General features: G+C 63.1%; 10 protein-coding genes. 4 read left to right on the top strand and 6 right to left on the bottom strand.

Annotated features, from left to right (window positions below; genetic code table 11):
* Window positions 1–41 precede the first annotated feature (41 nt).
* From J6497_RS14925 to J6497_RS14910, 4 genes are read left to right on the top strand one after another with little or no spacing between them, the layout of a single operon-like run.
* Window positions 42–920 (top strand): branched-chain amino acid ABC transporter permease, encoded by an 879-nt coding sequence (locus J6497_RS14925; RefSeq protein ID WP_225705023.1) that lies wholly within the window; start codon window positions 42–44, stop codon window positions 918–920.
* A complete protein-coding gene (locus tag J6497_RS14920; protein WP_225705022.1) occupies window positions 920–1756 on the top strand; it encodes a branched-chain amino acid ABC transporter permease in 837 nt (278 codons plus the stop codon). The genes J6497_RS14925 and J6497_RS14920 overlap by 1 nt, the downstream gene beginning before the upstream one ends.
* Window positions 1753–2505, top strand: coding sequence for an ABC transporter ATP-binding protein (locus tag J6497_RS14915; protein ID WP_225705021.1), 753 nt, complete (start codon window positions 1753–1755; stop codon window positions 2503–2505). The genes J6497_RS14920 and J6497_RS14915 overlap by 4 nt, the downstream gene beginning before the upstream one ends.
* Window positions 2502–3212: an ABC transporter ATP-binding protein gene (locus J6497_RS14910; protein WP_225705020.1), complete on the top strand. Its 711-nt coding sequence runs from the start codon at window positions 2502–2504 to the stop codon at window positions 3210–3212. Before J6497_RS14915 ends, J6497_RS14910 begins: the two co-directional genes overlap by 4 nt.
* Before the next feature lie 14 nt (window positions 3213–3226).
* Here J6497_RS14910 and J6497_RS14905 read toward each other — a convergent pair whose 3' ends face one another.
* From J6497_RS14905 to J6497_RS14880, 6 genes are read right to left on the bottom strand one after another with little or no spacing between them, the layout of a single operon-like run.
* The gene (locus J6497_RS14905) at window positions 3227–5563 is read right to left on the bottom strand and encodes a molybdopterin guanine dinucleotide-containing S/N-oxide reductase (RefSeq protein WP_225705019.1); all 2337 of its coding nucleotides are present in this window, start codon (window positions 5561–5563) and stop codon (window positions 3227–3229) included.
* 30 nt (window positions 5564–5593) lie between these two features.
* On the bottom strand, window positions 5594–7153 hold the full coding sequence (locus tag J6497_RS14900; protein ID WP_225705018.1) for an acetolactate synthase large subunit: 1560 nt from the start codon (window positions 7151–7153) through the stop codon (window positions 5594–5596).
* Window positions 7154–7204: 51 nt separating this feature from the next.
* Entirely contained in the window at window positions 7205–8860 is a 1656-nt protein-coding gene (locus tag J6497_RS14895) for an ABC transporter ATP-binding protein (RefSeq protein ID WP_225705017.1), read from the bottom strand.
* Window positions 8857–9696: an ABC transporter permease gene (locus J6497_RS14890; RefSeq protein ID WP_225705016.1), complete on the bottom strand. Its 840-nt coding sequence runs from the start codon at window positions 9694–9696 to the stop codon at window positions 8857–8859. Before J6497_RS14890 ends, J6497_RS14895 begins: the two co-directional genes overlap by 4 nt.
* 8 nt (window positions 9697–9704) lie before the next feature.
* On the bottom strand, window positions 9705–10727 hold the full coding sequence (locus J6497_RS14885) for an ABC transporter permease (protein WP_225705015.1): 1023 nt from the start codon (window positions 10725–10727) through the stop codon (window positions 9705–9707).
* Window positions 10724–12313, bottom strand: a complete 1590-nt coding sequence (locus J6497_RS14880) for an ABC transporter substrate-binding protein (protein WP_225705100.1) — start codon at window positions 12311–12313, stop codon at window positions 10724–10726. The genes J6497_RS14885 and J6497_RS14880 overlap by 4 nt, the downstream gene beginning before the upstream one ends.
* Window positions 12314–12352 lie beyond the last annotated feature (39 nt).

Here is a 12352-nt window from a genome sequence, read left to right as displayed (position 1 = left end):
GCTCTCTCCAACGCGCATCAAATCTACCGACTGAAAACTTCATGCTGTGGCAGCAACTCGTGAACGGTCTCACGCTAGGAGCGATCTACACGCTGCTGGCGCTGTCGTTCTCCATCGTGATGGGTATCCTCGGCATCCTCAACCTGGCGATCGCCGAACTCTTCATGATCGGCGGCTATTTCGGATTCACGCTGATCGCAGCGAACTTCCCCCTTCCCGTCGCTGTGCTCGGCGGCATGGCGGGCGCTGCCATCGCCGCCATGCTGATCGAGAGGATCGGCTATCAGCCGTTGCGTGGTGCCCCGGTCGTCACGCCGATGCTCAGCACGCTCGGCTTCTCGATCATCCTGCAGAACGTCGCGACCAACCTCTGGGGCTCCGACCCGTTGCAACTGCCTGACGAGTATCTGGGGCGGCAGTACACGCTCGGCCCGATCAACGTGGGGCAGATGCAGCTGATCGTGGTGGGCGCCACCATCGTGCTGGTGATGCTGGTCGCCTACACCGTACAGCGAACGACCATCGGCCGCGCGTTGCGCGCGGTCGCTGAGAATCGCGAAGTCTCGCGCCTGCTCGGCGTCTCGGCGGACCGGCTGACCTTGTTTGCCTTCGCGCTGTCAGGCGCGCTGGCCGGCGTTGCCGGCGTCCTGATCGCGCTGCATTACGGCGCCATCACGCCATATCTTGGCGTCGAGATCGGGCTGAAGGCGGTCGCCGTCATGGTGATCGGCGGCACCACCAACATCTGGGGCGCGCTGCTTGCAGGTCCCCTGATCGGCGTGGTCGAGGTGCTCACCGTGGCCTACGGCGGCTCGCAGGTCCGCGACTTCGTTGTGTACGGCTTCATGATTCTGATCCTCCTGCTGCGCCCACAAGGTTTGCTCGGCGGCGCGCGTTCCGACCAAGGCCAGCGCGTGTGATGTCGACCTATTACGCCAGCCTGTTCGCTGAAGCCGGCATCCTCTTGCTCGGCGCGCTCAGCGTTTACATCATCCTCGCGACCGGCCAATTGTCGCTCGGCAACGCGGCCTTCATGGCAATCGGCGCCTATCTGAGTTCCTACCTCACGGTCGCGATCGGCATGCCGGTCACGCCGGCGTTGATTGTCTCAGCGATCGCGGCCGGCATCATCGGCGTGATCGTGGGCTTCCCGGCGCTTCGGCTGAAGGGCATCTATCTTGCGATGGCCACGCTCGGCTTCGGCGAGATGATGCGCAGCTTCTTCATCAACTTCCCAGCGATGGGCGGGTCCGGCGGCTTTCACGGCATGGCGCACATTTCGGTCGGCTATATCTGGGCATGGGCCGGAGGCATCCTTGCCGTCCTGATCCTGGTCGAACGCTCGCGCGTCTGGCTCGAGATGCAGGCCGTACACGACGACGAGACCGCGGCAGGGCTGGTCGGACTGAACACCGTGGCGATCAAGGTGAGCGCATTCGGGATCGGCGCCGCTGTTGCTGCGATCTCCGGTGGGCTGTTTGCGCATCATCACGTCTATATCGAACCCGCCAATTTCGGCTTCGAGCGCTCGATCGACTTCGTGCTCGCGACCATCCTCGGCGGCTCCACGCTCGGGCTGGGCTCGCTGATCGGCGCGATACTGCTGGTCTTCCTGCCTGAGTTCCTCCGACCGATCGCCGACTGGCGCCTCGCCGCTTTCGGCACGCTGCTGATCCTGGTGCTCCTGCTGCGTCGCCAGGGCATCGTCGACCGCATGCTGCTGCGCGGGCTTACGTTCAGGAAGGCGGCATCATGAGCGCGCCGCTGCTTCAACTTACCGAGGTCACCAAGAGCTTCGGCGGCATTCATGCGCTTTCTGCCGTGACCAGCGGGGTGCCCGAGGGCAAGATCGTCGGCATCATCGGTCCCAACGGGGCCGGCAAGACGACGCTCTTCAACGTCATCACCGGTGCCTATCGCGCGGATTCCGGCGCCGTCCGCCTGAATGGCACGGCGCTGAACGGCCTGCCTCCCCACCGAATCGCGCGCGAAGGCATTGCGCGAACCTTCCAGAACATCCGTCTCTTCCCCAGCATGACGGTCTGGGAGCATCTGCTTGTGGCGCAGCCGCACGGCGAATCCTGGTGGCGCCGATTGCTACCGGTCGGCTGGGGCGACCCCGCTGCGCAGGTGCGCGCCGAGGAGGTGATGGAGTTCTTCGGCCTGACCGGCCTGCGTGACCGTCCCGCCAAATCGCTGCCTTACGGATTGCAGCGCCGGGTCGAGATGGCGCGTGCCCTCACCGCGCGGCCGAAACTATTGCTGCTCGACGAACCCGTGGCCGGCATGAACCATGACGAGGCGGAAGAAGTCCGGCAACTGATGCTTAAGCTTCGCGCCACCGGAGTGACGATCCTTCTCATCGAGCATGACATGAACTTCGTGATGCGGCTATGCGATTACCTCTATGTGCTGGATTTCGGCGTGCTGATCGCAGAAGGCACGCCAGGCGAAGTTCGAACGAACCCTCGTGTCCTCGACGCCTATCTCGGTAAGGACGAATGATACTCTCGGTGCGGGAGCTCAAGGTTCGCTATGGCGCCATCACCGCGGTGCGTGGCGTGGACATCGACGTCGCCGAAGGCGAGATCGTCGCGTTGCTTGGCGCGAATGGCGCAGGCAAGAGCACGATCGCCCGTGCGATCGCCGGCCTGTTACCTTTCCAGGGCCAGATCGTCTACAAAGGCCAGAAGCTCAGGCCGAACGACGCCGAACGCAACGTTCGCCGCGGCGTCGTGCTGGTGCCTGAAGGGCGCGGCATCCTCGGACGTATGACGGTCGAGGAAAACCTGGCGATGGGGATCTACACCCGCGCGGACAAAAGCCAGGCGATCGCAGACCTCAAGCGCATGCAGGAACGCTTTCCGATCCTGGGGCAGCGGCGTCACAACGCAGCGAGCCTGCTCAGCGGCGGCGAGCAGCAACTGCTGGCGACGGCGCGCGCACTGCTATCGAGACCGCAGCTCTTGCTCCTTGATGAACCATCGCTCGGCCTTGCTCCACAGGCCACGGCTTACCTCTTCGGCGTCATTGCCGAGACCCGCGCCGAAGGATTATCCGTGCTATTGGTCGAGCAAAAGGCGCGTCAAACGTTGAAAGTAGCGGATCGGGCATACGTGCTTGAGACCGGCCGCGTTGTGGCATCGGGCCCGGCGCAGAAGATGATCGAAGATCCCGCTGTCTCGGACGCCTTTCTGGGAGGACCGGGTTGACGAACGACTAGCCGCTACCGCGAGAGAAATTTCACAGGTATCGGCGGCTCGTATGCCCGGACGGCCGGAGCCGTTCCAACGAACTTCTCGCAATCGACGACAGTGATTTGCCCGCAGCAGCCCTGAGCCAGCCGTGACGTGCCGACGTCCCGCGTCAGCACATTGGGATTGCCGTGGAGGCAAAGGGGACTCTTGGCGTCACCCGGTGCAGGATCAGGATCGTACCAGGCGCCGGTCGGCAAATTAACGACGCCCCGCATCACGTCGTCGGTCAGCTGCACCGCCGCGAGGCAGGCGCCGCGCGCATTGAAAATCCTGATGACATCACCGTCAACGATCCCGCGCGGCGCGGCGTCATCCGGATGCATACGCGCGACTTCCCTGCCCTCGATCTTTTTGGACTGGCTGTACCCGCCGAAATCGAGCTGGCCATGAAGTCGCGTGGCCGGCTGATTGGCGACCAGCCACAATGGAGCGTCTGCGCTTGGTTGTTCGGTGGAACCAAGCCAAGTGGGATGACCCGGGCAATCGTCGTAGCCGTAGCCGGCAATCGTCTGCGAGAATATCTCGATCTTGCCGCTGGGCGTCGGCAGCGGATTTGCCTCTGGCGTCGTTCGAAAACGACGCAGGATGCCTCCGTCGTCCGGCTCCGATGGAAGCACCAGTTCGCCGCGATCCCAGAACTCCTCGAAATCAGGCGCCTCCCAGCCGCGCTCAGCCAAAGCGCGCCGCGTCGGCTCATACAGATGACGCATCCACTGCGCGGCATCGCGTCCTTCGGCAAAGACGTTTGCGGCGCCAAGCCGCTCCGAGAGATCGCAGAGAATTGCGAAGTCGTCACGCGCCTCACCGATCGGCGGAGCGACCTGGCGCATCGCAATCAATCGAGGATCGGTTGCCGCGGCGCCGATATCGTCGCGCTCCAGCGTCATCGTGGCAGGCAGCACAATGTCGGCGGACCGCGCCATCGCGGTCCAGGCGAGTTCATGGACCACGATCGTGTCAGGACGCGCAAATGCCTGACGCAGACGATGAATGTCCTGGTGGTGATGAAACGGATTGCCGCCAGCCCAATACACAAGCTTGATGTCGGGATAATGCAGCTCGCCGCCGTTGTACGCGAATGGCGCGCCCGGATTCAGCAGCATGTCGGAAATCCGCGCGACCGGAATAAACTCGCGAACCGGATTTGCGCCTTGCGGCATCGTCGGAATTGGCACAGCGTTGACCTGCCGGCCAGTGTGCCCCATGGCGCCTAGCGCGTAGTTGTAACCACCACCCGGCAACCCAATCTGACCGACCGTCGCAGCAAGTGCCGCGGCGGCCCACACCGGCTGCTCGCCATATTGCGCGCGCTGCAGCGCGTGGGCCACGGCAATGAGGCTGCGGCTATGCACAAGCGAGCGCGCGATATCCCTGATCCTGTCGGCCGCAATTCCGCTGATCGCAGCCGCCCACTCGGCGTGCTTGGGCTGTCCGTCGCTGTCGCCGCGCAAATAGCGCTCGAACACGTCAAAGCCTGTCGTATAGCGGCCGACAAAAGCTCGGTCGCAAAGGTTCTCGACGAGCAAGGTGTGCGCCATCGCGAGCATCACGGCGACGTCGGTGCCCGGCCGAATCGGAATCCACTCAGCCTTGGCCTCGGGCGGAAAATCATCGCGCAACGGGCTGATCGAGATAAACCGCGTGCCTCGCTTGACCGCCTCGCGCATGGCGTCAGGCTCGACGTGACGGCTCAACCCGCCGCTCGCGATCATCGAGTTCTTGATCGGCATGCCGCCGAATGCGAGCACGACGTCGGTGTGGGTGCGCACCTGATCCCAGGTGACATTACGCCGCGAAAGCGCCTCGAACGGTCCCATCACATACGGCAGAATGACTGACGACGCGCCGGCGCTGTAACTATTGACCGAACGCACATAGCCGCCGCAAACCAGGTTGAGAAAGCGGTGGATCTGGCTCTGCGCATGATGAAAACGTCCGGCGCTGGCCCAGCCGTACGAGCCGCCATAAATCGCCTGCGGACCGAAATTGTCGCGAACGCGCGCGAGTTCGCCGGCGAGTAGATCGAGCGCAGTGTCCCACCCGCATTCGACGAAATCGTCGCCGACTTCGCGCCGCTGCGGGCCTGGTCCATGCTCGAGCCAGTTGCGGCGGACCATCGGCTTCAGGATGCGCGCCTTGTGGCGCAAGGCACCTTTGAAATTGCCGAGGATCGGCGATGGCGCCGGATCGCCGCCGTAGGGCAGGATCGAGACATCCCGACCGTCCCAGCGCGCAGAAAACGCCCCCCAATGCGCGCTGTGCGTCGCGAAGGCCGCCTCACGATCGGTCGCGTCGGAATGCGTCATCTGGCGTTGTCCGTCTATGCCTCTCAGGAGTTATAGCAAGGATGCCTCGATCACGAACGGCCCGCGCTGCCGAAGCGCAGCGTCGAACACTTCTGCGAAACGCTGAACGGTGGAGACGCGTTCCGCTGCGACACCCATGCCGCCGGCAAGCTTGACCCAATCGATCTCGGGATCCTCGATGTCGAGCATCCGGCGGGCATTTTGGCCCGGGCTAGCGACGCCAACCTTGCGCATTTCGCCATGGAGGATGGCATAGCCGCGATTGGCAAAGATGATGGTCACAATATCCAGTTTCTCGCGCGCCTGCGTCCAGAGCCCCTGAAGCGTGTAGAGGCCGCTGCCATCAGCCTGAAGCGACACCACCTTGCGTCCCGGGCAGGCGATCGCAGCGCCCGCCGCCATCGGCATTCCGATGCCGATGGCGCCGCCGGTGATCTGCAGATAATCATGCGCTGGCGCATGGTAGGACAGCTCGTAGAATCCGGCAGAAGTGATCGCCTCGTCGCACACGATCGCGTTCTCCGGCAGTTTCGCGGCAACCACGCGATTGATCATGTCGGCGGTCAGAGTTCCGCTGGCCGGGAGAGACACCTCAGCTCCTGCTGGAGGGCCAGCATGCGAACGTGCCGCCGACTTGGCACCGACAGCTTCCGCGAGGTTGGCAAGAATTCCTTTCAGATCGTGACCGAGCCCGCCGAGTTCGACCACGCTTGAGCCCTCAGGCACGAGACGACCCGACTGCGTTGGGTAGCCAAAGAATGTGACCGGCTCCTTGGCACCGATCAGCACGATCATATCGAGGCCCGCCAATGCGGCGCGACCCGGCTCCCAGGCGAAGGATATCTTTTCGATCGGCGCCCGACCGCGCCCGCGCTCGATGCGCCCGTTGACGCCTTGCGCAAACAGCCGCGCGCCGGTCTTGGCGCAAATCCTCTCGGCATCCGCGAGCGCATCCGCACGCAAGCCCTGCCCCGACAAAATCAATGCCGCTTTGCAACCGCTGCGCAGCCGCTCGACGACCGTCTTGAACTTGTCCGGATCGACTTCGCGCCTGGGCGGCGGTGAGCGCCTCTTGAGCGGAGCCCCAGCCCGCCGTTCCGACCAGGCCATGTCCGCCGGCAGAATCAGCGTCGCGATGCCATTTGCCAGGCTTGCGTCCCAGGCATCAGTGACATCCTGCTCGATCGAGGCCGCGCTGCCGATCCGGCGCACAAACGCCGACATCGGCCGGGCGAGCGTCTCGATGTCGCTCGTTAGCGGCGCGTCGAGTGGAAGATGGGCGGTCGAATGTTCGCCGACGATGTTGATGATCGGCGTGCCGGCCCGCCCGGCGTTGTGGAGGTTGGCGAGCCCGTTCGCGAGGCCCGGACCGAGGTGCAACAGCGTGGCCGCAGGCCGGTCCGTCATCCGGCCATAGCCATCGGCAGCTCCGGTGACAACGCCCTCAAACAGGCCGAGCACGCACCGCATGTCCAGCCGACGATCGAGCGCGGCGACAAAGTGCATCTCCGACGTTCCCGGATTGGCGAAGCAGGTATCGACGCCAAGCGCGAGCAGCGCGTCACAGAGATGATCCGCACCAGTTTTCATGTCATTGCGCCCCGTGTTTCCCGTTCGCGTCCAGCCAGGCTGCACAAGCGTCTAGGCAAAACATATATTGACTGACGGCTCGTGAGGTCGGCCGAACAACGAACGCCCAGGAATGGCCTCGAGCAGCTCGCGGGTGTAAGCGTGCTGCGGCGCACCAAATACCGATTGCGTCTCACCCTGCTCAACAATTTCGCCGCACCGCATCACCACGATCCTGTCGGCAATCTCGGATGCGACACGCAGGTCGTGCGTGATGAACAGCATTGCCATGTTCATTTCCTCGCGCAACTCGGCCAGCAATTCCAGGATGTGCTGCTGCACTGAAACGTCGAGCGCAGAAACGGCCTCGTCCGCGACCAGCACCAGCGGCTTCAACGCGATGGCGCGCGCGATACAGATGCGCTGGCGTTGCCCGCCGGAGAATTCATGAGGATAACGCTCGTATGCGCTCTCCTTCAGACCGACCCGCGCCAACAGCCGTTTTGCTTCCGCAATCGCCTCGACTGGCGGCGTCCCATAGGTGATCGGTCCGCGCGCGATCGCTTCGCCAACCTTCTGTCGCGGATCGAGGGCCGCAAACGGATCTTGAAAGACGATCTGCACCTTGCGGCGGATCGCACGCAGCTGCACGCCTCTCAATTTGAGAAAGTCCACTCCATCGAAATCGATCGCACCGGCGTCTGGCTCGATCAGCCGCATGATCATGCGCGCGAGCGTCGACTTGCCCGATCCGGACTCACCGACGACGGCGACCGTCTCGCGTGGTCGCAGCGTGAGCGCAACGTCCTGCACGGCTGGCACGCGTCGCACCGGCCTGAATGCGCCCTGACGTGACGTGAACACCTTGTTGAGGCCGCGGGCCTCCAACAACGGATCGCTCCCCAGAGCATGGCTGCGCATCGCGGCTGGCCGACCGCCGGGCACTGCCGCAATGAGGGCCTTGGTGTATTCGTTCTTCGGAGCGCGGAGCACCTCAGCGACCGTGCCCTGCTCGACCACGCACCCGTTGCGCATGACGACGACGCGGTCGGCGATATCGGCAACAACGCCAAAGTCGTGCGTGATGAACAGGACGCCCATCCCTCGCTCAGCCTGCAACCGCCGAACCAAGCCAAGGATTTGCTTTTGCGTGGTTACGTCAAGTGCCGTCGTCGGTTCGTCGGCGAGCAGGAGTGCCGGCTCGTTAGCCATCGCGATCGCGATCATGATGCGTTGGCGCTGACCTCCGGAGAGCTGGAACGGATAGCTGCGGGCGAGTGCCGGCGGATCAGGCAGGCCGACCGCCGCGATGAGATCGATGACCCGGGCGTCCAGTTCAGCGCGGGACAGCTTCGCGCCGGCGTGAGTGCTGATGGCTTCCCCGATCTGCTGACCAACACGCGTGAGCGGATTGAGCGCGCTGAGCGGCTCCTGAAAGATCATGGATATCGGGCCACCTCGCAGCGCCCGCATTGTCCCCTCATCCGCCCGCGCAAGGTCCATGTCCTTGAACCGGATAGCGCCTGCGGCGACGTCGAGACCGGGCGGCAAGAGCCGGAGCACGGCGTGCGCGGTAATCGACTTGCCCGAACCGGATTCGCCGACCAGGCAAACGATCTCGTTGCGGCGCACGGCGAGCGAGACGTTCTCCACCGCGAACTGCCGGTCGCCGCCCTTCGGCAAAGCAACGGACAGATTCTCAATTGCAAGCAGCGGTTCGTCCGTCATGCAGCTCGCGCCTTCCGCGACAGTCTCGGGTTCAGGGTATCGTTCAGTCCTTCGCCAACGAGGTTGATCGCCAGCACGGTGAGGAAGATGGCTATCCCAGGGAATACGCTCATCCACCACGCCTGGCGCATCACCGAACGGGACGCGCCGATCATGAAGCCCCAGGACATCAGATTGGGATCACCGAGCCCCATGAAGCTCAGAGCGCTTTCGATCAGGATCGAGCTCGCGATCATCAGCGAGCCGGTGACGATGATCGGCGACACGGCGTTGGGCAGGATGTGACGCAACACCACTGATAGCGGTGGCTGTCCCTGACAGACCGCGGCCTGCACGAACTCCCTGCTCCGCAGCCGCAGAAACTCGGCGCGGGTGAGCCTGGCCAGCTGAGGCCAGCTCACCGCACCGATCGCGAGGATCACGTTGCTCAGCGAAGGCCCGAGTGTCGCCACCAGCAGGATGGCAAGAATGAAGCCCGGAATCGTCTGGAACAATTCGACGAGGCGCATCAGAACTTCATCGACGCGGCCACCGAAATAGCCGGCGATGGCTCCTACGGTGACGCCGATCACGAGCGCCGCAAGCGTCGACGACACGCCAATGAGGAGCGAGACCCGCGCGCCATAGGCAATGCAGGCCGCGACGTCGCGACCGAGCATATCGGAGCCGAGCCACGTCTCGCCGTCGAACGGCGGCTCGAACGGCGCGGCCACCATGTCCCAGGGATCGACCGGAAATAGAGTCGGCGCCACGATAGCCAGCACGACGACCCCGGTCAGGATGACCAGTCCGATGACGCCGGCCGGATGCCGAAGAAAGGATGCCAGAGTCTTCACGGCTCGCCTCACGTCACGCTCCGTACCGAGATGCGCGGATCCACCATGCGATAGACCGCTTCGGTGAGCAGGTTCAGCCCGATGACAACAACCGACATGACCAGGAAGATGCCCTGCATGACCGGATAGTCGCGCTGCAACACGGCGTCATAGATCAGCCGCCCCAAGCCGGGCCAGGCGAACACCGTCTCGACGACCACGGCGCCCCCGACTACGCCGCCGGCCTGCATTCCGGCAACCGTGATAACGGGCAGGATCGCGTTGCGAAGCAGATGGTGCATAACGATCCGGGACTCGGTCACGCCCTTGGCACGCGCCGTCTTGATGAAATCCTGCTGTTTCACCTCGATGATCGAGGAACGCATCAGCCTGGCGTAGATCGCGAGATAGACAGCGGCCAACGACAGGGTCGGCAGGACCATGTGCCAGGCAATGTCCGCTATGCGCTGCCACGTCGTCATCTCGACGCCGACGGTCACGTAGCCGAATGGAGGAAGCCAATTGAGCTGCACGGAAAACAGCAGCACAAGCATCAGACCGAGCCAGAACACCGGCAAGGCATAAAGCAGCAGCGAAACGATGGTAAAGAAGGTGTCGGACCATTTTCCCGCACGCGTACCGGCTATTGTTCCGAGCGCCGTGCCGAGGACGAGCGACAAAATGAACGCCGTACCGGTGAGCAGCAAGGTCGCGGGTAACCGCTCGAGCAGCAGCGACAACACGGTACGCTGCTGTCGATAGGAATAACCGAGATCGAGTGTCAGCGTTTTCTTCAGGGAGCTGGCCAGTTGCACCAGGTACGGCTGGTCCAGACCGTAGGCCGATCGTACCTGGCGGAGCAATGTTTCGTCGGCGGCACCGCTTTGTCCGGCGATCACCTGCGCCGGGTCGCCGGGCGCCGCGTGAACGAGGATGAAGTTGAAGGTCGCGATGACCAGGATCACGCCGATAATCTTCACCGCTCCGGAGGCGATGCCCAGCACGTAGGCCGACAGGCGGCCTCCGTACCGGGTGATGGCGACGACGCTCATTCGAACCGGACCGCGCCGAAGGTTTCGTGAACACCGATGGCGGTCGTGGTCACATTCTTGAGCTTCTTGTCGGTGAACGTCGGAAAGTCCTGCTCCAACAGCCATGCGATCGGCACATCCTCGACCACGATCTTCTGCACCGCGCTATAGAGTTCCTGGCGCTTTTCGTCCGACGTGGCGGTCGCCGCCTCCTCGAACAGGCGGTCGGCTTCCGGATTGGAATATCCGGCCGTGTTGGAAAACATGATGCCCTTGCGGATGTTCGACGAAATGTAGCTGCGCGATACGCCGACAGCGGGGTCCCCGAGCTGATAGACGAGATTCGTCGTCATCGAGTACTCCCAGTTGCTGACCTTCTGGATCCAGCCTGCGACATCGGTACCTTCAAACTGCAGGTCGATGCCGACTCGCAGCAGCGATTGTCGCAAGAACTCCGCGACACGACGATAGAGTTCGCCCGATGGCGTGACCAGGAATGGAACGGTGATCCGCTTGCCGTCCGCGCCCGGCTTCAACCCCATTTCGTCGAGAAGAGCCTTTGCCTTGTCCGGCGAATGTTCGTACTGCTTTACGTTCTTCTCGTAGAAACGGGTCTTCGACGAGATCGGACCCGTCGCAATCTTGCCGAGACCGAAGTAGACGCGCTTGAGCAGGGCGTTGCGGTCGATGGCGTACATCACCGCCTGACGGAAGCGCTTGTCGTTCATCGGCGCAATGCGGTTGTTCAACTCGAGCCAAAGATGTGGCGCGAAGTATTCATATCCCTTCGTGGTCATGTCGAGATGAGGCAGCTTGGCGAGGCGAGCGACGTCGTACTGCTCGATGTCGCTCCACTGCGTCAGCTTGACGGTTCCCTGCTCGAGCGCAACCGAACGCGCCGCGGCATCCGGAATCACCCGGTAGATGATCTCGTCGATATGAGGCTCACCGGCGCGGTAGTAGCCTTCATGCTTGACCAGGTGAATGTGCGATCCCCGCACCCATTCCTTCAGCTTGAACGGACCGCAACCGATTGCCTTGTCATTCGCCGGGTTGGTCTTGAAGTCGGTTCCTTCGTAGATGTGCTTCGGCACGATCGGAGCTGTGGTGCAGTCGAACGCTCCCAGGAACGGAGAAAACGGCGACTTGAGCTTGAAGACAACGGTCAACGGATCCGGAGCTTCAGCGCTTTCGATGCGGGTAAAGATCGGCCGGGCTCGCGCATGCGTTTCGGGCAGGACCTTCGTCATCGAGAAGATCACGTCGTCCGCCGTCAGCGGCTTGCCGTCGTGAAAGGTGATGTTCGGGAAGAGCTTGAACGTATAGGTCAACCCGTCGGGCGAGACACTCCAAGATTGCGCCAGTCCCGGAATCGGCTTCAGGTCAAAATCGTAGCGCAGCAGGCTCTCATAGATCTTGCCGCCGACCGTCAGCGTCGGCTGGAGCTGACTGATCGCGGTGACCAGCATGGCCGGCTCCGGATGGGTAATGGTGTTGAGCGTGCCACCGCGCGTCTGCCCCGCGGCACGCTGCAAGCCGAGCGGAATTCCTGCGACGCTGGCCATTGCCGCGGTCAGTCCCAGCTTGCCGAATTCACGCCTGTTCATTCCCATGATACCCCCCACTCCCGTTTACATGGCTCTTCA

This window comes from Bradyrhizobium cenepequi (assembly GCF_020329485.1).
Lineage (GTDB): Bacteria > Pseudomonadota > Alphaproteobacteria > Rhizobiales > Xanthobacteraceae > Bradyrhizobium > Bradyrhizobium cenepequi.
This window is presented reverse-complemented; position numbering and strand designations above follow the sequence as displayed.

Bases quoted from the DNA above. Each gene is read 5' to 3' on its own strand.
- J6497_RS14915 (WP_225705021.1), top strand. From the start codon at position 1,753: ATGAGCGCGCCGCTGCTTCAACTTACCGAGGTCACCAAGAGCTTCGGC.
- J6497_RS14905 (WP_225705019.1), bottom strand. From the start codon at position 5,563: ATGACGCATTCCGACGCGACCGATCGTGAGGCGGCCTTCGCGACGCAC.
- J6497_RS14895 (WP_225705017.1), bottom strand. From the start codon at position 8,860: ATGACGGACGAACCGCTGCTTGCAATTGAGAATCTGTCCGTTGCTTTG.
- J6497_RS14925 (WP_225705023.1), top strand. From the start codon at position 42: ATGCTGTGGCAGCAACTCGTGAACGGTCTCACGCTAGGAGCGATCTAC.
- J6497_RS14885 (WP_225705015.1), bottom strand. From the start codon at position 10,727: ATGAGCGTCGTCGCCATCACCCGGTACGGAGGCCGCCTGTCGGCCTAC.
- J6497_RS14880 (WP_225705100.1), bottom strand. From the start codon at position 12,313: ATGAACAGGCGTGAATTCGGCAAGCTGGGACTGACCGCGGCAATGGCC.
- J6497_RS14910 (WP_225705020.1), top strand. From the start codon at position 2,502: ATGATACTCTCGGTGCGGGAGCTCAAGGTTCGCTATGGCGCCATCACC.
- J6497_RS14920 (WP_225705022.1), top strand. From the start codon at position 920: ATGTCGACCTATTACGCCAGCCTGTTCGCTGAAGCCGGCATCCTCTTG.
- J6497_RS14900 (WP_225705018.1), bottom strand. From the start codon at position 7,153: ATGAAAACTGGTGCGGATCATCTCTGTGACGCGCTGCTCGCGCTTGGC.